The sequence below is a fragment of the Cupriavidus campinensis genome (genome assembly GCF_905397395.1).
Classification (GTDB): domain Bacteria; phylum Pseudomonadota; class Gammaproteobacteria; order Burkholderiales; family Burkholderiaceae; genus Cupriavidus; species Cupriavidus campinensis.
The window spans coordinates 12,491-31,526 of record NZ_CAJPVH010000058.1 but is presented as its reverse complement, the minus strand read 5'-3'; the positions used below and the strand labels follow the sequence as shown (position 1 = coordinate 31,526).

15 protein-coding genes and 1 pseudogene are annotated in these 19,036 nt (G+C 67.5%); 11 read left to right on the top strand and 5 right to left on the bottom strand.

The window, feature by feature from the left end; translation table 11 throughout:
• Both KHO18_RS23495 and KHO18_RS23490 read right to left on the bottom strand, forming a co-directional pair.
• Positions 1 to 371 (bottom strand): annotated as a pseudogene (locus tag KHO18_RS23495) (hypothetical protein); the annotation flags it as partial.
• A 4-nt stretch (positions 372 to 375) separates the two neighbouring features.
• Positions 376 to 1,272, bottom strand: a complete 897-nt coding sequence (locus KHO18_RS23490; RefSeq protein ID WP_144203141.1) for an AAA family ATPase — start codon at positions 1,270 to 1,272, stop codon at positions 376 to 378.
• A 201-nt stretch (positions 1,273 to 1,473) separates the two neighbouring features.
• Here KHO18_RS23490 and KHO18_RS23485 point away from each other — a divergent pair, with 201 nt between their 5' ends.
• Positions 1,474 to 2,601, top strand: a complete 1,128-nt coding sequence (locus tag KHO18_RS23485; RefSeq protein ID WP_211943976.1) for a heparin lyase I family protein — start codon at positions 1,474 to 1,476, stop codon at positions 2,599 to 2,601.
• A 16-nt stretch (positions 2,602 to 2,617) separates the two neighbouring features.
• Entirely contained in the window at positions 2,618 to 3,064 is a 447-nt protein-coding gene (locus KHO18_RS23480; protein WP_211943975.1) for a type VI secretion system amidase immunity protein Tai4, read from the top strand.
• Positions 3,065 to 3,123: 59 nt separating this feature from the next.
• On the opposite strand, the gene KHO18_RS23475 is transcribed toward KHO18_RS23480, so the two are convergent.
• From KHO18_RS23475 to KHO18_RS23465, 3 genes are read right to left on the bottom strand one after another with little or no spacing between them, the layout of a single operon-like run.
• Positions 3,124 to 3,924: an FAD binding domain-containing protein gene (locus KHO18_RS23475; protein WP_144203151.1), complete on the bottom strand. Its 801-nt coding sequence runs from the start codon at positions 3,922 to 3,924 to the stop codon at positions 3,124 to 3,126.
• Positions 3,925 to 3,941: 17 nt separating this feature from the next.
• The gene (locus KHO18_RS23470; protein ID WP_144203154.1) at positions 3,942 to 6,320 is read right to left on the bottom strand and encodes a xanthine dehydrogenase family protein molybdopterin-binding subunit; all 2,379 of its coding nucleotides are present in this window, start codon (positions 6,318 to 6,320) and stop codon (positions 3,942 to 3,944) included.
• 9 nt (positions 6,321 to 6,329) lie between these two features.
• Positions 6,330 to 6,824: a (2Fe-2S)-binding protein gene (locus tag KHO18_RS23465; protein WP_149136740.1), complete on the bottom strand. Its 495-nt coding sequence runs from the start codon at positions 6,822 to 6,824 to the stop codon at positions 6,330 to 6,332.
• Between the two features lie 296 nt (positions 6,825 to 7,120).
• Here KHO18_RS23465 and KHO18_RS23460 point away from each other — a divergent pair, with 296 nt between their 5' ends.
• The 9 genes from KHO18_RS23460 (at position 7,121) to ubiB (ending at position 19,033) form a co-directional block, all read left to right on the top strand.
• Positions 7,121 to 7,699, top strand: a complete 579-nt coding sequence (locus tag KHO18_RS23460; RefSeq protein WP_144203160.1) for a YqaA family protein — start codon at positions 7,121 to 7,123, stop codon at positions 7,697 to 7,699.
• A 117-nt stretch (positions 7,700 to 7,816) separates the two neighbouring features.
• Positions 7,817 to 11,797 carry a DUF3683 domain-containing protein gene (locus tag KHO18_RS23455; RefSeq protein WP_211943974.1) on the top strand — a complete coding sequence of 1,327 codons (3,981 nt, stop codon included), beginning with the start codon at positions 7,817 to 7,819 and terminating at the stop codon, positions 11,795 to 11,797.
• A 27-nt stretch (positions 11,798 to 11,824) separates the two neighbouring features.
• Complete coding sequence (locus tag KHO18_RS23450) at positions 11,825 to 12,259, top strand: HIT family protein (RefSeq protein ID WP_144203166.1); 435 nt, start codon at positions 11,825 to 11,827, stop codon at positions 12,257 to 12,259.
• A 142-nt stretch (positions 12,260 to 12,401) separates the two neighbouring features.
• On the top strand, positions 12,402 to 14,336 hold the full coding sequence (locus KHO18_RS23445) for an ABC transporter ATP-binding protein/permease (RefSeq protein WP_144203169.1): 1,935 nt from the start codon (positions 12,402 to 12,404) through the stop codon (positions 14,334 to 14,336).
• A gap of 7 nt (positions 14,337 to 14,343) precedes the next feature.
• Positions 14,344 to 14,760: a gamma-butyrobetaine hydroxylase family protein gene (locus KHO18_RS23440; protein WP_144203171.1), complete on the top strand. Its 417-nt coding sequence runs from the start codon at positions 14,344 to 14,346 to the stop codon at positions 14,758 to 14,760.
• Positions 14,761 to 14,806: 46 nt separating this feature from the next.
• Positions 14,807 to 15,538 (top strand): bifunctional demethylmenaquinone methyltransferase/2-methoxy-6-polyprenyl-1,4-benzoquinol methylase UbiE, encoded by a 732-nt coding sequence (ubiE, locus tag KHO18_RS23435; protein ID WP_144203174.1) that lies wholly within the window; start codon positions 14,807 to 14,809, stop codon positions 15,536 to 15,538.
• A 50-nt stretch (positions 15,539 to 15,588) separates the two neighbouring features.
• Positions 15,589 to 16,599 (top strand): Tim44 domain-containing protein, encoded by a 1,011-nt coding sequence (locus KHO18_RS23430; protein WP_144203177.1) that lies wholly within the window; start codon positions 15,589 to 15,591, stop codon positions 16,597 to 16,599.
• Between the two features lie 108 nt (positions 16,600 to 16,707).
• Positions 16,708 to 17,373, top strand: coding sequence for a ubiquinone biosynthesis accessory factor UbiJ (locus KHO18_RS23425; RefSeq protein ID WP_144203180.1), 666 nt, complete (start codon positions 16,708 to 16,710; stop codon positions 17,371 to 17,373).
• Between the two features lie 82 nt (positions 17,374 to 17,455).
• Entirely contained in the window at positions 17,456 to 19,033 is a 1,578-nt protein-coding gene (gene ubiB / locus KHO18_RS23420) for a ubiquinone biosynthesis regulatory protein kinase UbiB (protein WP_144203182.1), read from the top strand.
• Positions 19,034 to 19,036: the final 3 nt, after the last annotated feature.

Sequence of the window (19,036 nt, the reverse complement as noted above, 5' to 3'; positions counted from 1 at the left end):
GGCGATGGCGGCGGCTGGCGCGCGGCGAGGGCATCGGCGAGCCGGTTGCTGCGCCTGGGCGGCGGCGCACCGGCATCCACGCGCGGCAGCAGCATCGCGCGCATCTTGCCTTCCCAGTCCGGGTCGCGCCAGAACAGGTCGAAGGCGGCGTCGAACAGCGGGCGCTGGTCGGGGCCCGACAGCACCAGCGCGGCCAGCGCGGCGCGCACCTCGCCACGCGCGCCGATGTCGATATGACGCAGCGCGTCGAGCGCATCTACGGCGTGGGCCGGCGACAGCCCGAAGCCGGCATCGCGCAACAGCCGCATGAAATGCGTGACGTTGCGCGCGAGCATGGGGAGGCTCGGGGTGGCCGGGGTAGCGTGCGGCATGGCGCTAGCGCTCCGGCGGGGCGCCGGCGAGCAGTTCGGCCACCGTGGGGCCATCGGCGCGGGCGAGGTCGTCCTGGTATTTCAGCAGCACGCCCAGCGTGTCGCGCACCGACTGGGGGTCCAGTTCGGTCACGCCCAGCGCGGCCAGCGCGCGGCACCAGTCGATCGCCTCGGCAATGCCGGGCGCCTTGAACAGGTCGATGCCGCGCAGCCGGTGGATGAAGTCGATCGCCTGATGTTGCAGCGCCACCGCCGCCTCGGGCGCGCGGGCGGCCACGATCTCCAGCTCGCGCTGGCGGTCCGGGTAGCCCATCCACTGGTAGAGACAGCGCCGCTTGAGCGCATCGTGCACCTCGCGCGTGCGGTTGGAGGTGACCACGATCAGCGGCGGCCGCTCGGCCCGTACCACGCCAATCTCCGGAATCGACACCTGGTATTCGGACAGCACTTCGAGCAGGAAGGCCTCGAACGGCTCGTCGGCCCGGTCGATCTCGTCGATCAGCAGCACGCGCGGCACGCCCGGCGCGGCGGGGTCGGGCAGCAGGGCTTCGAGCAGGGGGCGCTTGAGCAGGAAATCGTCGTGATAGAGCGACTGCTGCTCGGGCCGCTCGCCGCGCGCCTCGGCCAGCCGCAGCGCCATGATCTGGCGCGGGTAATCCCATTCGTAGAGCGCGCTGGCGGCATCGAGCCCCTCGTAGCACTGCAGCCGCAGCAGCCGCGTACCCAGCGCCGCCGCCATGGCCTGCGCGAGCGCCGTCTTGCCCACGCCGGGCTCGCCCTCCAGGAACAGCGGGCGCTGCATGCGCAGGGCGAGATAAAGCACGGTCGCCGTCTCGCGGTCGGCGAAATACTGCTGGCGGTGCAGCAGCGCGGCGGTGTCGTCGATGGAGGCGGGGAGCATGGGGGCGTTTCTCTGCGCGATACGTGGGGGGCCAGTCAGGCGCTTCTCTGGAAATAGTATGCGAAATGGCCGGAAGTTGCGCGAGATCAGGTTTCGTGTTTTTCGGGAAGTTTTGCGATTGGAGGGAAGTCGGCCTTGGATCATGCTGTGCGACGCCAGGTCCTGCCAGGCCACCCACTGATCCGAAAAAGGAAAGACACCATGAAGCGCATTGTTCTGCCATGTCTTCTGCTGGGCGCCGTCGCTCCGCTCCATGCCGCCGAAGTCGCCGAGTGCCGGGTGGATGGCGCGCGCCGGCTGTTCGGCAACTACAACGCCGTGCAGGAGCAGGTCTACCACCGGAACTGCGTCAGGTATTTCCGTCCGGGGACCCGGTGGGAGGTGCAGGTCGTGCCGATCGGCAACAACGGCATGGGCAAGACGTCCCGCTACAGTTTCCATCAGGGCCTCCGGCTACAACTGTTCGGTGCCCAGGACAACACGCTGGCGAATGGCAAGCGGGGTCGGCAGGAGGTGTCGAACTGCTTCCTCACTCCGGCGGAATTCGGCAAGCTGTCATCGCAGGAGCAGGCCTTCCGCGAAGCGGCGCACGATATCTATCGTGGCTGCGCCCAGAAAAGCCCACGCCAGATCGACCTCGCTTTCACGCTGCGCTTCAACGACTCGCCCAGTGCCCCGTACACCAACTGGGACGCCATCGTCGCCCAGTTCCACGCCGTGGACGACAAGGACCTCTACTGCAAGCCCCACAGCACGCGGGACGCCAACACCTGCAACCAGAATTCGGGCGAGATAGGCCGTTCGCCGCGCAACGCGCAGGCGTACAACGACCTGATCAAACAAGGCGCCCGCTTCGAAGGCAGCGTCCAGCCGCCGCTGAGCTTCCGCTTCAAGGACGGCTACTTCTCCCTCGTCGCGACCAGCAGCCTGACGGACGCGCACAACCAGCCTACCCAGTACAGCGACGCCACCGGTTGCAACGTGCGCGTCAACACCGTACGGGTGGGGGAGACCAGGCGCTGTGACAACGGCAAGACCGTCACCGTCCTGTACCGCGAGAAGCTGGGGGAGGGGGTCATCCGCGCCAACGTGCCGATGGTATTCCGCGTCCGCGTGAAATGGCCGACCCTGCAGGACACGACATCCTCCCTGACGGTGATGGCGACTCCCCCGAGCGGCAGATCCGTGGACCTTGTACGGGACAGCATGGTGCCGCTCGGTAGCCATAACGACCAGTTTCCGTACTTCAAGGCCGGCGTGTACCGCCAGAACGGCAATACAACGCCGGTCAGCGTCGACGTGGTCGATCTGCTTCAGCAGGCGTTTTGAAAATGGCGGCCCTTCGATGAAAAGATCCGCATACATTGGGCTCTTGCTGGCCGCCGCACTCGCCGCTGGGGAAAGCCTCGCGAAGGATGTTCCTGTGAGCGGGCCCCAAGCGGCGGGCCGGACGTACGGCCAGAACTACAAGGACATGGTGCTGGCATGGTGTGTGGCAACCGCGTATCCGGGTTCAACGGCGGCGTCGGACGCTGGCAGCAGCGTATCAGCGCTGCGGGATTGGACTTACTACGATATGGAGGGTGCCGGTAAAGCCATTCAGGAGCTCGTGGATCGCTACCTTGCACGCGACTACTTCAATCTGCTGGCGGAGGCGGAAGTTCCTGGTCTCAAATTCCAGTTCCTGAAGTGCCTTGATCTTTATCACAGCAAGGAGCTCCAGGAACAGGTCAATCGCTATGTCCTGAAACCAAGGCGGACGTATCGGCAGGACTACTCGCCCAAGCGGTAAGGTGCCGGCGGTCGTCCGCGCTCTCCCCGCAAGCAGGGCGCGGACGACTAAACCAGTGCTCACCCCTTCAACGCCTGCTCCACCGCCCGCGCCGTCAGCACCGGGATCAGATGCGCGCGATATTCCGCTGACGCGTGCAGGTCCGTGTTGAGCCGGGCGGCGTCCACCTTGACCGCGCGGGCGGCGGCGGGGGTGAAGCTGGCGGTCAGGGCCTGTTCCAGGTCGGGGGCGCGGAACACGCTGTCTGCCGCGCCGGTGATGGCCACGCGCACCAGCTTGCCGGTGCGCGCCACCATCACGCCGACCAGCGCGAAGCGCGAGGCCGGGTTGCGGAACTTGATGTAGGCGGCCTGGTCCGGGGTGGGGAAGCGGACCGCCGTGATCAGCTCGTCGGGCGCGAGCGCCGTTTCATAGAGCCCCTTGAAGAAGCTGTCGGCGGCGATGTTGCGCCGGTCGGTGACCACGGTGGCGTTGAGGCCCAGCACGGCGGCCGGGTAGTCGGCGCCGGGGTCGTCGTTGGCCAGCGAGCCGCCGATGGTGCCCATCGCCCGCACCTGGCGGTCGCCGATGCCGTTGGCCATGGCCGCCAGCGCGGGAATGCGGCGCATGACTTCCGCATGGGCGGCCACGTCGGCATGGCGCGCGGCGGCGCCGATGACCAACTCGTCGCCCTCCACGCGGATGTCCGCCATGCCCGGGATGCGCGAGACGTCCACCAGCATGCTGGGCGCCGCCAGCCGCAGCTTCATTGCCGCGAGCAGGCTCTGGCCGCCGGCCAGGAATTTGGCGTCGGCATCGGCCTTGAGCTTGGCCACGGCAGCCTTGGCATCCGTGGCGCGTTCGAACTGGAATGCGTACATGATGTCTTCCTCCCGATTCAGGCCGATGTGGATTGTGCGGACTGGATGGCCTGCCACACGCGGTGCGGCGTGGCCGGCATCTGCACGTCGCGCACGCCGAGCGGCGCCAGGGCATCGACCAGCGCGTTGATGAACGCCGGTGGCGAACCGATGGCGCCAGCCTCCCCGCAGCCCTTCACGCCGAGCGGGTTGTGCGTGCACGGCGTGCCCTTGGCGGTCTCCACGGTGAAGTCGGGCAGGTCGGCCGCGCGCGGCATGGCGTAGTCCATGTAGGAGCCGGTCAGCAGCTGGCCGCTGTCGGGGTCGTACACGCACTGCTCCAGCATGGCCTGGCCCAGCCCCTGGCCGATGCCGCCATGCACCTGGCCTTCCACGATCATCGGATTGATGATGTTGCCGAAGTCGTCCACGGCGGTGAACTTGACCACCTGCGACTCGCCGGTGTCGGGGTCCACCTCCACCTCGCAGACATAGGCGCCGGACGGGTAGGTGAAGTTGGTCGGATCGTAGAACGCGTTCTCGTTCAGGCCCGGCTCGAGTTTGTCGAGCGGGTAGTTGTGCGGCACGTAGGCGGTCAGCGCCACCTCGCCGAAGGTCTTGGTGCGATCGGTGCCAGCCACGCGGAATACGCCGTCCTGGAACTCGATGTCGGCGTCGGACGCCTCAAGCAGGTGCGCGGCGATCTTCTTGGCCTTCGCCTCCACCTTGTCCAGCGCCTTCATGATCGCCGAGCCGCCCACCGCCAGCGAGCGCGAGCCGTAGGTGCCCATGCCGAACGGCACCCGGCCGGTATCGCCATGGACGATCTCTACCGCCTCCAGCCCGATGCCCAGCCGGTCCGCCACAATCTGCGCGAAGGTGGTCTCGTGGCCCTGCCCATGGCTGTGGGAGCCGGTGAACACGGTGACCGTGCCGGTGGGATGGACGCGGATCTCGCCCACTTCGAACAGGCCCGCCCGCGCGCCGAGCGCCCCGGCGATGTTCGACGGCGCCAGCCCGCACGCCTCGATGTAGCAGGAGTAGCCCAGCCCGCGCAGCTTGCCGCGCTGCTTCGCCGCCTCGCGCCGGGCCGGGAAGCCGGCCACGTCGGCCAGTTCCTCGGCACGCGCCAGGCACGGCTCGTAGTCGCCGGTGTCGTAGGTCAGGCCCACCGGCGTGGCGTACGGGAAGTCGTGGATGAAGTTCTTGCGCCGCAGCGTGGCGGGGTCGATGTTCAGCTCGCGCGCGGCGGTCTCCACCAGCCGCTCGACCACGTAGGTGGCCTCCGGGCGGCCCGCGCCCCGGTACGCATCGACTGGCGAGGTGTTGGTGAACACCGCCTTGACCTCGGCATAGATCGCCGGCGTGGCGTACTGGCCGGCCAGCAGCGTGGCGTAGAGGATGGTCGGCACGCTGCTGGCGAAGGTGGACAGGTAGGCGCCCATGTTCGCCACCGTGTGCACGCGCATGGCCAGGAACTTGCCATCGGCGTCCAGCGCCAGCTCGGCCTTGGTCACGTGGTCGCGGCCGTGCGCGTCGGTCAGGAAGGACTCGGACCGCTCGGCGGTCCACTTCACCGGCCGGCCGATCTTCTTGGACGCCCAGGTCAGCGCCACGTCCTCGGGGTAGAGGAAGATCTTCGAGCCGAAGCCGCCGCCCACGTCCGGCGCGATGATGCGCAGCCGGGACTCCGGCAGCCCGAGCACGAAGGCGCCCATCAGCAGGCGCTCCACGTGCGGGTTCTGGTTCGACACGTAGACCGTGTAGCTGTCGTCCTGGCGCGTGTAGCTGGCGTTGACCGCGCGCGGCTCGATCGCGTTCGGGATCAGCCGGTTGTTGACGATATCAAGCGTGGTCACGTGCGTCGCCTTGCCGAAGGCGGCGTCGGTGGCGGCCTTGTCGCCATGGCCCCAGGTGTAGCAGGTGTTGGCCGGCACGTCGTCGTGGACCAGCGTGGCGGCCGCGGCGGCGTCCGCCGGGCTGACCACGGCGGGCAGCTCCTCGTAGTCGACATCCACCTTCTCGGCGGCGTCACGCGCCTGCTGGAGCGATTCGGCGATGACCAGCGCCACCTGGTCGCCTACGTGGCGGGCCTTGCCGTGCGCGAGTGCGGGGTGGGGCGGTTCCTTCATTGGCGTGCCGTCGATGCTGTGGATCAGCCAGCCGCAGGGCAGGCCGCCTACCTTGTCGGCGGCCATCTCCTCGCCGGTCAGCACGGCAATCACGCCGGGCGAGGCCAGCGCCTCGGTCTTGTCGACGGAGCGGATGCGGGCGTGCGCGTGCGGCGAGCGGACGAAACAGGCGTAGCTCTGGCGCGGCAGGGTCACGTCGTCGGTGTACTGGCCGTTGCCGGTCAGGAAGCGGTAGTCCTCCTTGCGGCGGACCGGCGCGCCGATCAACTTCTCGGGTGCGTTCATGGTCGGCTCCTATTCCGCACTGGCGACGGCCTGGCCGCTGCGCATGCTGGATTGGCCCTGCTGCACGGCGCGGACGATGTTCTGGTAGCCGGTGCAGCGGCACATATTGCCCTCCAGCTGCTCGCGGATGGCCTGGGCGTCGGCGTTGGGGCGCTCGCGCAGCAGCGCGGTGGCGGCCATCACCATGCCCGGCGTGCAGAAGCCGCATTGCAGGCCGTGGCACTCGCGGAACGCTTCCTGCATCGGATGGAGCTGTCCGTCCGGCGCCAGGCCCTCGATGGTGGTGACCTTGGCGCCGTCCGCCTGGAGCGCCAGCATGTTGCACGACTTCACTGCCCGGCCGTCGAGGTGAACGGTGCAGGCGCCGCACTGGGCGGTGTCGCAGCCGACGTGCGTGCCGGTGAGGCGCAGGGTTTCGCGCAGGAACTGGACCAGAAGGGTGTGGGGTTCTACCTGCGCGTCAACGGGCTTGCCATTGACCGTCAGGCGGATCGCAATCGCCATGCTTGTCTCCAATATGGGGTGGACGCGCATGGCCTGCCGCAAAAATCCCGAACGACTGCGCGGGACGGGCCACGACGCGGTACTGCCGCTTGGTTGCTACGGCTATTTCGTGATATTGGTGCTGCCGGGCCTGGGGCCCGGCCTTGCCGGCGGTGCTCGGCGTGGCGAATTCCGCGACGCGGCCGTGAACGATCGGCCAGAACCGGCTCTAACAGTAAATCACAAAACCCCCGGTGCTGCCATGCGGGTTCCCCGGTATGGGGCGGCCCGGCGCACATCGACCCGTCCCCCGGACCATGCAAGCGTTCATCGACTGGCTGTTTGGAACCGTTGCCCTGCCCAGCGTGGGCCTGCCGGCCATCTTCGTGGTCAGCCTGGTCTCGGCCACGCTGCTGCCGCTGGGCTCCGAGCCGGCCGTGTTTGGCTATATCAAGCTCAACCCGGACATGTTCTGGCCGGCCATCCTCGTGGCCACGGTGGGCAATACCGTGGGCGGGGCCATCGACTGGTGGCTCGGCTACGCCGCCAAGCTGGCGCTGGTGCGCTACCGCCAGCGGCGCCAGCACCTGCAGCACGAGCGGGAGCACGCCGAGCATCGCGGCCACCCGGTGAAGAAGCACAAGCCCAAGCTGGACGCCAAATACTTCCGCTGGATGCGCCGGCTGGGCCCGCCCACGTTGTTGCTGTCCTGGTTGCCTGCTATAGGTGATCCATTGTGCACATTGGCGGGATGGCTGCGGCTGCCGTTCTGGCCCAGCCTGGGTTATATGGCGATCGGCAAGTTCTTCCGCTACCTTGTGATGACGGCCAGCCTGATGTGGATTCCGGACTCGTTCTGGCACGGCGTGGGGGAAGCGATCCGTCAATGGTTCTGACCGAACCGCCCCTTATGCCTTGTTGCGGTGCAGCGAAGCGGGCCGTTGCAGTACAATCGCGCTTCAATGAACGACAATCGCGCACTGTCCCCGTGCGCAGCAGGAAGCGGTCCCGCCATGAACGCCCCACTCGTGCTCGATGCCAAGCTCGCCGCACAGGACGCCCCCGCGCGCCTGCGTGAGATCCCCTATAACTACACGTCCTTCTCGGACCGCGAGATCGTTATCCGCCTGCTGGGCGAGGAAGCCTGGCGCATTCTGGATGAACTGCGTGGCGAGCGCCGCACTGGCCGCTCCGCACGGATGCTGTACGAAGTGCTCGGCGACATCTGGGTCGTGCGCCGCAATCCGTACCTCCAGGACGACCTGCTCGAAAACCCCAAGCGCCGCCAGATGCTGGTCAGCGCGCTGCACCACCGCCTGAGCGAGATCGAGAAGCGCCGCGCCGCCGACCGTGCCGAGCACGCCGAGCCGGCCGCCGAGGACCGCTCGCACCGGGTGGAGCAGCTGGTGGCCTTCGCCAAGCAGGCCATCGAGTCGTTCAAGCAGGAATTTGCCGATGCCTACGAGCTGCGCAAGCGCGCGCAACGCGTGCTGGGCAAGGTCACGCAGAAGGACAACATCAAGTTCGATGGGCTGTCGCGCGTCTCGCACGTGACCGACGCCACCGACTGGCGCGTGGAATACCCGTTCGTGGTGCTGACTCCGGACAGCGAGGAAGAGATCGCCGGCCTGGTCAAGGGCTGCTTCGAACTCGGCCTGACCATCATCCCGCGCGGGGGCGGCACCGGCTACACCGGCGGCGCCGTGCCGCTGACGCCGTTCTCGGCCGTCATCAACACCGAGAAGCTCGAGCAGCTGGGCCCGGTCGAGCAGACCGACCTGCCCGGCGTGGACCACAAGGTGGCGACGATCTTCTCCGGCGCCGGCGTGGTCACGCGCCGCGTGGCGGACGCGGCTGACAAGGCCGGCCTCGTCTTTGCGGTGGACCCGACCTCGATCGATGCCTCGTGCATCGGCGGTAACGTGGCGATGAACGCCGGCGGCAAGAAGGCCGTGCTGTGGGGTACCGCGCTCGACAACCTGGCCTGGTGGCGCATGGTCGATCCCGAGGGCAACTGGCTCGAGATCACGCGCCTGGACCACAACCTCGGCAAGATCCACGACGTGCCCGTGGCCACCTTCGAACTGAAGTGGTCCGACGGCAACCGCGCGCCGGGCGACAAGGTGCTGCGCACCGAGACGCTGGCCATCGAGGGCCGCAAGTTCCGCAAGGAAGGGCTGGGCAAGGACGTCACGGACAAGTTCCTGGCCGGCCTGCCCGGCGTGCAGAAGGAAGGTTGCGACGGCATCATCACCAGCGCGCGCTGGATCCTGCACCGCATGCCCAAGCACGTGCGCACGGTCTGCCTGGAGTTCTTCGGCCAGCCGCGCGATGCGATTCCGAGCATCGTCGAGATCAAGGATTACCTGGACGGCGAGTCCAAGCGCGAGGGCGGCGCCATCCTGGCCGGCCTGGAGCACCTGGACGAGCGCTATCTGCGCGCCGTGGGCTACGCCACCAAGAGCCGCCGCAACGCCTTCCCGAAGATGGTGCTGATCGGTGACATCGTCGGCGACGACGAGGACGCCGTGGCGCGCGCCACCTCGGAAGTGATCCGCATGGCCAACGGCAAGAGCGGCGAAGGCTTCGTCGCGGTGAGCCCGGAGGCCCGCAAGAAGTTCTGGCTCGACCGCTCGCGCACGGCTGCCATCGCACGCCACACCAACGCCTTCAAGATCAACGAGGACGTGGTGATTCCGCTGCCGCGGATGGGCGAGTACACCGACGGCATCGAGCGCATCAATATCGAGCTGTCGATCAAGAACAAGCTCAAGCTGGCCGACGAGCTGGAAGCGTTCTTCGCGCGCGGCAACCTGCCGCTGGGCCGCAGCGACGACGCCAACGAGATTCCGAGCGCCGAACTGCTGGAAGACCGCGTGCAGCACGCGCTGACGCTGCTGCGCGAGGTGCGTGCGCGCTGGCGCTACCTGCAGGACCACCTGGACGTGCCGCTCGCCACCGCGCGCGCCGCGCTGATCGGCCACGGCCTGGGCCTGCTCGGCCCGGCGCTCGAGGAGCGCCTGCACCAGCAGCCGGACGCGAACGTGTTCCACCTGCTGCAGGACCGCACCATCCGCGTGAGCTGGAAGAGCGAGGTCCGTGCCGAGCTGCGCAAGATCTTCAATGGCGGCGAGTTCAAGCCGATCCTGGACGAGGCGCAGAAGATCCACAAGCAGGTGCTGCGCGGCCGCGTGTTCGTGGCGCTGCACATGCACGCCGGCGACGGCAACGTCCACACCAACATCCCGGTGAACTCGGACGACTACGCCATGCTGCAGGACGCCCACCGCGCGGTGGCCCGCATCATGGCGCTGGCGCGTTCGCTGGACGGCGTGATCTCGGGCGAGCACGGCATCGGCATCACCAAGCTGGAGTTCCTGACCGAGGACGAGATCGGCGAATTCCGCGCCTACAAGCAGCGCGTGGACCCGCAGGGCCGCTTCAACAAGGGCAAGCTGCTGCCGGGCGCCGACCTGCGCAATGCGTACACGCCGTCGTTCGGCCTGATGGGGCATGAGTCCATCATCATGCAGCAGAGCGACATCGGCGCGATTGCCGAGAGCGTGAAGGACTGCCTGCGCTGCGGCAAGTGCAAGCCGGTGTGCGCCACCCACGTGCCGCGCGCCAACCTGCTGTACAGCCCGCGCAACAAGATCCTGGCCACCTCGCTGCTGATCGAGGCCTTCCTGTACGAGGAGCAGACGCGCCGGGGCGTGTCCATCAAGCACTGGGACGAGTTCTCGGACGTGGCCGACCACTGCACGGTCTGCCACAAGTGCGTGACGCCGTGCCCGGTGAAGATCGACTTCGGCGATGTGTCCATGAACATGCGCAACCTGCTGCGCAAGATGGGCCAGAAGAAGTTCAACCCGGGCACCGCGGCGTCGATGTTCTTCCTGAACGCGACCAACCCGCAGACCATCAACCTGACCCGCACGGCGATGATCGGGCTCGGCTACAAGGCCCAGCGGCTCGGCAACGAGGTGCTGAAGAAGTTCGCCCGCAAGCAGACCCAGCACCCGCCGGCCACGGTGGGCAAGCCGCCGGTGCAGCAGCAGGTGATCCACTTCATCAACAAGAAGATGCCGGGCAACCTGCCCAAGAAGACGGCCCGCGCGCTGCTGGACATCGAGGACAACGAGATCGTGCCGATCATCCGCGACCCGAAGCTGACCACGGCCGAGAGCGAGGCGGTGTTCTACTTCCCGGGCTGCGGCTCGGAGCGGCTGTTCTCGCAGGTGGGGCTGGCCACGCAGGCCATGCTGTGGCACGTGGGCGTGCAGACCGTGCTGCCGCCGGGCTACCTGTGCTGCGGCTATCCGCAGCGCGGCAACGGCCAGTACGACAAGGCCGAGAAGATGGTCAGCGACAACCGCGTGCTGTTCCACCGCGTGGCCAACACGCTGAACTACCTCGACATCAAGACCGTGGTGGTCAGCTGCGGCACCTGCTACGACCAGCTCGCCGGGTATGAATTCGACAAGATCTTCCCGGGGTGCCGCATCATCGACATCCACGAATACCTGCTCGAGAAGGGCGTGAAGCTGGAGGGCGTGACCGGTACGCGCTACATGTACCACGACCCCTGCCACACCCCGATCAAGACGATGGACCCGACCAAGCTGGTCAATGACCTGATGGGCGGGAACGGCGGCAGCGGTGCGGGCAAGATCGAGAAGAACGAGCGTTGCTGTGGCGAATCCGGCACTTTGGCCGTGACGCGCCCGGACATCTCCACGCAGGTCCGCTTCCGCAAGGAAGAGGAAATGCGCAAGGGCGCCGACAAGCTGCGCACGGACGGCTTCACCGGCGACGTGAAGATCCTGACCAGCTGCCCGTCGTGCCTGCAGGGGCTGTCGCGCTACAACGAGGACGCCTCGGTCACGGCCGACTACATCGTGATCGAGATCGCCAAGCACCTGCTGGGCGAGAACTGGCTGCCCGAGTACGTGGCCCGCGCCAACGCCGGCGGTATCGAGCGCGTGCTGGTGTAAGGCAGCCAGCGGACTCCGGCGGATACCATGACGCGACTCCCCAACTGCCCCCTGTGCGAAGCCGATGGCGGCGAACTGGTCTGGATGGGGGATCGCGCCCGCGTGATCCTCGTCGAGCATGAGCGGCATCCCGGCTTCTGCCGCATCGTCTGGAACGACCACGCCGCCGAGCTGACCGATCTGGACGATGCCGACCAGGCCTGGCTGATGCGGCTGGTGGCCCGGGTGGAGCGCACCGTGCGCGAGGTCATGACGCCGGACAAGGTCAACCTGGCCGCGTTCGGCAACATGGTGCCGCACCTGCACTGGCATATCATTCCGCGCTACCGCTGGGACACGCATTTCCCGGAGGCGATCTGGGCGGCGCCCCAGCGCGCGGCGGAGCCGGCGCGCATCGGCGAGCTGGCCCTGCGGCTGCCGACGCTGCGCACCGCGCTGGCCGTCATCCCCTCCGCTGACTGATTGTCTGACTGCGATAACAACCGAGCATGGCTGACTGACCGGAGGGCGGCACGGAACCCGCCACGGGGCGGCGACGTCTGACCTCCGTCGAACAACAACACGCCCGCCGGCCAGAACGGCGGTGGGCCACACCTGCGCCACCATGTCTTCCACACCGTCGTCCGTCACCGTGCCCGGCCCGGCCGTCCCGGCCGAGGCCCTCAAGATCCAGAGCCGGCTGCGCCTGGCGGCCACCTGGGACCTGATCAAGCCTTACTGGAAATCCGAAGACCGCAAGGCGGGGCTGGGGCTGCTGCTCCTGGTTGTCGCGCTCAATCTCGGCATCGTCTATATCAACGTGCTGCTGACCGAGTGGAACCGGGTCTTCTACAACGCCCTGGAACAGCGCGACTTCGTCTCGTTCAAGGAACTGCTGCTGCGATTCTCGTGGATCGCAGCGTGTTTCATCGTGCTGGCAATCTCGCGCCAGTACTACCAGATGATGCTGCAGATGCGCTGGCGGACGTGGATGACCGGCGTCTTCATGCAGCGCTGGCTCGGCCATCAGGCGTACTACCGCATCGAACAGACCCATTCGACCGACAACCCCGACCAGCGTCTGGCCGACGACCTGCGCCAGTTCACCGACGGGGCGCTGACGCTCTCCATGGGGCTGCTGAACTCGGTGGTCACGCTGGTGTCGTTCATCGGCATTCTCTGGGTGGTGTCCGGGCCGATCAGCTTCGTGCTGGGCGGCACAGAGCTGACGATTCCCGGCTACATGGTCTGGTTCGCCGCCGGCTACGCGGTGATCGGCTCGCTGATTGCCCACTTCGTGGGCCGGCCGCTGATCGGCCTCTCTTTCCAGCAGGAGCAGTACGAAGCTAACTTCCGTTTCATGCTGGTGCGCCTGCGCGAGAACAGCGAGCCGGTGGCGCTGTATCGCGGCGAGCCGACCGAGCAGGCCGGGCTGCGCGCCCGCTTCGAACGGATCCGGGCGAACTGGAACCAGCTGATGCGCTACACGCGGCGGCTGACCTTCGTGAACTCGGGCTACGGCCAGTTCGCGATCATCTTCCCGCTGCTGGTGGCCGCGCCGCGCTACTTCTCCGGCAAGCTCACGCTGGGCGGGCTGATGCAGATCAATTCCGCCTTCGGGCAGGTGCAGGGCGCGCTGTCCTGGTTCGTGGACAGCTACGCCACGCTGGTCGGCTGGAAGGCCGCCGCCAACCGTCTGATCGACTTCCAGGACGCCATCCGCGTGGCCGAGCGCCAGGACCTGACGCAAGAGGGTCCGGGCGATATCGAGGTGGTGGTGGCGGAGGGCCAGGACGGCATCGACCTGACCGGCCTCGCCCTGGCGCTGCCGGTGCGCGGCGGCAAGAGCCCGGACGACGAGGGCGTGGATCCGCAACATCCCACCCACCCGCGCCAGCGGCCGCTGGTGGCGCCGTTCTCGCTGTCGATCGGGCAGGGCGAGCGGTGGCTGGTCAGCGGCCCGTCCGGCTGCGGCAAGAGCGTGCTGTTCCGCGCGCTGGCCGGGATCTGGCCTTACGGCAACGGCCGCATCGCCGTGCCGGGCAAGCGCCTGCTGTTCCTGCCGCAGCGCAGCTACCTGCCGATCGGCACGCTGGCCGATGCGCTGGCCTACCCGGACGCCGGCACGGCGCACTCGTGCGAGTCGCTGCAAGACGTGCTGCGCCAGGCCCGGCTGGCCATGCTGGCGAGCCAGCTCGATGTGTTCGATAACTGGTCGCTGCGCCTCTCGCCCGGCGAGCAGCAGCGGCTGGCCTTCGCCCGCGCGCTGCTCCAGAAGCCCGATTTCCTGTTCCTGGACGAGGCCACGGCGGCGCTCGACGAGGAAACCGAGGCCGCCATGTACCAGTTGATGGTCGACAGCCTGCCGGACGCCACCATCGTCAGCATCGCGCACCGCAGTACCGTGGCCGCTTTCCATGACCGGCGGCTGCGCTACGTGCCCGTGGGGCCGACCGGCGAACGCGACGAGAGCGGCGCCGGCCCCCAGAATGGGCAAGGCATGGGCGGTGGAGTAAGCTATCGGGTCGTACAAGACACCCTGGACGCGCTACCCGCGTGACCCTACTATGGCTGGCCTAGAGAAAGACACCCCCCATCCCACCGCGCTGACCGTGCATACGCAGTCGCGCGTGCTGGAAATCGGCTTCGACAATGGCCGCGCGTGGCGCCTGCCGTTCGAGTTGCTGCGCGTGTATTCGCCCTCCGCCGAGGTCCAGGGCCATGGCCCGGGCCAGGAAACGCTCCAGACCGGCAAGCGCGAGGTGGGCATCGCGGCGGTGGAGCCCGTGGGCAACTACGCGATCCTGATCCGCTTCGACGATGGCCACGACACCGGCATCTACTCGTGGGAGCTGCTGTATCGCCTGGGCGACCAGCAGGAAGCGCTGTGGGCCGACTACCTGAAGCGGCTCGAAGCCGCCGGCGTCGACCGCGATGCGCCGATGGCGGCCGGCGGCGGTCATGCCTGCGGCCATCACCACTGAAGCCCCGTCTATATCTATATATATATCCGCACCTGGAGTACCAGACATGAGCGAGACCCACTTCGGGTTCGAGAAAGTCGACGAAACGGAGAAGGCCGGCAAGGTAGCCGGCGTGTTCCATTCGGTCGCGAGCAAGTACGACGTGATGAACGACCTGATGTCCGGCGGCATGCACCGGCTCTGGAAGATGTTCACCATCGCCCAGGCCAATGTGCGCCCGGGCCAGAAGGTGCTGGACATCGCCGGCGGCACGGGCGACCTGGCCAAGGCGTTTGCCAAGCGGGCTGGCCCGACCGGCGAGGTCTGGCTGACCGACATCAACGAATCCATGCTGCGCGTGGGCCGCGACCGCCTGCTCGACAAGGGCGTGGTGACCCCGGTGGCGCTGTGCGACGCCGAGCGGATTCCCTTCCCGGACAACTACTTCGATCTGGTGACGGTGGCGTTCGGGCTGCGCAACATGACCCACAAGGACAAGGCCCTGGCCGAGATGCGCCGCGTGGTGAAGCCGGGCGGCAAGGTCATGGTGCTGGAGTTCTCCAAGGTCTGGAAGCCGCTGGAAAAAGCCTACGATGTTTACTCGTTCAAGGTCTTGCCGTGGCTGGGCGAGCGGGTGGCTGGGGATGCCCCGAGCTATCGCTATCTCGCAGAATCGATCAGAATGCATCCAGACCAGGGTTCACTTGTACGCTTGATGGAACATGCGGGGCTCGAAAAGGTCGAATACTTCAATCTGACGGGCGGAGTGGTGGCGCTCCACGTCGGGCGTAAGTACTAATTCGCCATGTTCGGCCTTGGATGGCCGAAACTGACAGGGGATCGCAGAAAATGTCTTCTTTTCGTGGAAAATTCCTCGCCGCGTCGCTGATCGCGACGCTGGCGCTGGGGGTCGCACTGGACGCCAATGCCAAGCGGCTGGGCGGCTCGCGCAGTGTTGGCAAGCAGTCGTCCTCCGTGACGCAGCAACGCCAGCAGGCGCCGGCCCAGCAATCGCCGACGCAGCAACCGGCCCAGCAACCCAACCAGGCAGCACCGGCCACGGCTGGCGCGGCCGGCGGTGCGGCGGCTGCTGCACCCAAGCGTAACTGGGGCGGCATGCTCGGCGGCCTGGCGGCCGGCCTGGGTCTTGGCTACCTGCTCTCGCACTTCGGGCTGGGCGGGGCGGCTGCCAGCTTCCTGTCGAACCTGATCCTGATCGGCGGCATTGCGCTGCTGGCCTTCTGGCTGATCCGCAAGTTCCGTGGTGGCGCAGCGCGCCGCCAGCAGCCGGCCTACGCCGGCATGGGCAACCAGGGCGGCCAGGGTGGTTTCGGCGGCAATGACCTGTCGCGCACCGCCGAGCCGACCTTCCGTCAGGCCGAGCAGCCGGCGCAACCCGCCTCCTACGGCGGCGCGGCGGCCAACCCGGTAATGGGTGGCGCTGCTGCCGGCGCCGTGGCTGCTGCACCGCAGCAACCGTGGGGCGTGCCGGCTGACTTCGACACCGAAGCCTTCCTGCGCAATGCCAAGGTTCACTACGTGCGCCTGCAGGCCGCCTGGGACGCCGGCAATCTCGAGGACATCCGCGAGTTCACCACGCCGGAAATGTTCGCCGAGATCAAGATGGATCTGGCCGAGCGTGGCGCCGAAGTCAACAAGACCGACGTCGTGACGCTGGATGCCCAACTGCTGGGCATCGAGGACACGCCCACGCAGCACATTGCCAGCGTGCGTTACGCCGGCATGATGCGCGAGCGCGCGGGCGAGCCGGCGCAGCCGTTCGCCGAGGTCTGGAACCTGGCCAAGGCCACCAGCGGCAACGGTGGCTGGCTGCTGGCCGGCATTCAGCAGGAGTCCTGAGCGTAATCTCCCCGCCGCTTCCGCGGATGCGGCGGGCGAGTAGCTTAGAATGGAGGCCCACGCGCGCGTGGGCCTTTTTTATTGCCCGATTTCCGCAGACCGCTCGCCATGAACGCCTTGCCTTCCCCGCTGGCCGCGCCGATCGTCGCCGCACTCAATCACCTGATCGAACAGGAGCCGTGGGCCTGCGCGCTGCTGTCGCCCTTTGCCGGCCGCGTGATCCGTTTCGATGCCGCCGCCTTCGCGCTGGGGCTGAAGGTGACCGAACAGGGCTGCATCGAACAGGCCCCGGTGGCCGAGGCGCCGGCTGTGACATTGCTGGTGCCGTTGCAGCAATGGCCGCTGGTGGTGGCCGACGTGGCCGAGGGCGGGCAGGCCGCCGCGATGCGCCATGTGCGGATCGAAGGCGATGCGGAACTGGCCAACGCCGTGTCCACGCTGGCCCGCAACCTGCGCTGGGACGCCGCCGAAGACCTGTCGCGGGCGCTGCGCGGTGTAATGGGCGGCCCGGTCAGTGACAGCGTGGCGCAACGTGTAGTCGATGGCGCGCGCCAGGTGCACGGCAACGCCACCCGCGTGGGCCGCGCGCTGCTCGACAATGTGACGGAATACCTGCTCGACGAACAACCGACGCTCGTGCGCCACGCCGCGCTGGACGGCTTTGCCGATGACGTGGCGCGACTGCGCGACGACCTCGAACGGCTGGAAAAGCGGCTGGAACGGCTGGAACGCCAGCCGGCCGCGCCGGGCAAGCTGCCGTCCGCGCACCGCTGATGGCCCGGCCGTCGTCCTCTTTCCCTTTTGCCTGCGCCCCCGCCTGCGCGCGTGGCGTGCCTCCGCACCGTAAAGAACCCGCATGACCCGCCTTCTGCGTCTCTGCAAGATCGTCTTTGTCATCCTGTATTACGGGCTCGATGAACTCGTGCTGTCCGGCTTCAAGAGCCGGCGCATCAAGCTGCTGGTGAAGGTCATCACCATCGGCCGCAAGCTGGAGCAGCCGCGCGGCGAGCGCCTGCGGATGGCGCTGACCGCGCTCGGGCCGATCTTCGTCAAGTTCGGGCAGGTGCTCTCCACCCGCCGCGACCTGATGCCTCCCGACATCGCCGACGAACTGGCGATGCTCCAGGACCAGGTGCCGCCGTTCGACCCGGTGCTGGCCGTCAAGATCATCGAGAAGTCGCTCGGCCGGCCGCTCTCGGAATTGTTCGAGAACTTCGAGCACACGCCGGTGGCCAGCGCGTCCATCGCGCAGGTGCACTTCGCCACGCTGCGCGGGGGCCCGAACCATGGCCGCGAGGTGGCCGTGAAGGTGCTGCGGCCCGGCATGCTGCCCGTGATCGACAGCGACCTGGCGCTGATGCGCGACATGGCGACCTGGCTCGAGCGCGTCTGGGTGGATGGCCGCCGGCTCAAGCCGCGCGAGGTGGTGGCCGAGTTCGACAAGTACCTGCACGACGAACTCGACCTGATGATCGAGGCCGCCAACGCGAGCCAGCTGCGCCGCAACTTCATCGACAGCGGGCTGCTGCTGGTGCCGGAAGTGTTCTGGGACTGGTGCACCAGCAACGTGTTCGTCATGGAGCGGATGCACGGCATCCCGATCTCGCGCATGGAGTCGCTGAAGGCGGCCGGCGTGGACATGCACCAGCTGGCCGAGGAGGGCGTGGAGATCTTCTTCACGCAGGTGTTCCGCGACGGCTTCTTCCACGCCGACATGCACCCTGGCAACATCCTCGTGTCGATCCAGCCGGAAACGTTCGGGCGCTATATCGCGCTGGACTTCGGCATCGTCGGCGCGCTGTCCGAGTTCGACAAGAACTACCTCGCGCAGAATTTCATCGCATTTTTCCGACGTGACTACCACCGCGTGGCGCTGCTGCACGTGGAGTCGGGCTGGGTGCCGGCCGAGACGCGCGTGGAGGAGCTGGAGTCGGCCGTGCGCGCCTGCTGCGAGCCGTACTTCGACAAGCCGCTGCGCGAGATCTCGCTTGGCATGGTGCTGATGCGGCTGTTCCAGACCTCGCGGCGGTTCAACGTCGAGATCCAGCCGCAACTGGTGCTGCTGCAGAAGACGCTGCTCAATATCGAAGGGCTGGGCCGGCAGCTCGATCCGGAACTCGATCTCTGGAAGACCGCCAAGCCGTTCCTCGAAAAGTGGATGTACGAGCAGGTGGGCTGGCAGGGCGCCTGGGAGCGGGTCAAGGTGGAGGCGCCGCAGTGGGCCAAGATGCTGCCTGACTTCCCACGCCTGGCGCACCAGTTCCTGGAACGCCGCGCGCTCCAGAACAATGGCGAGCAGGAGCGGCTGCTGGCGCAACTGGTGGTGGAGCAGCGGCGCACTAACCGCCGGCTGTCCACGGCGCTGATGCTGGTTGGCGGTTTCCTGGCCGGCATCGTGCTGGTGCAGGCGCTGGCCTGGGCCGGCTACTGGTAAGCA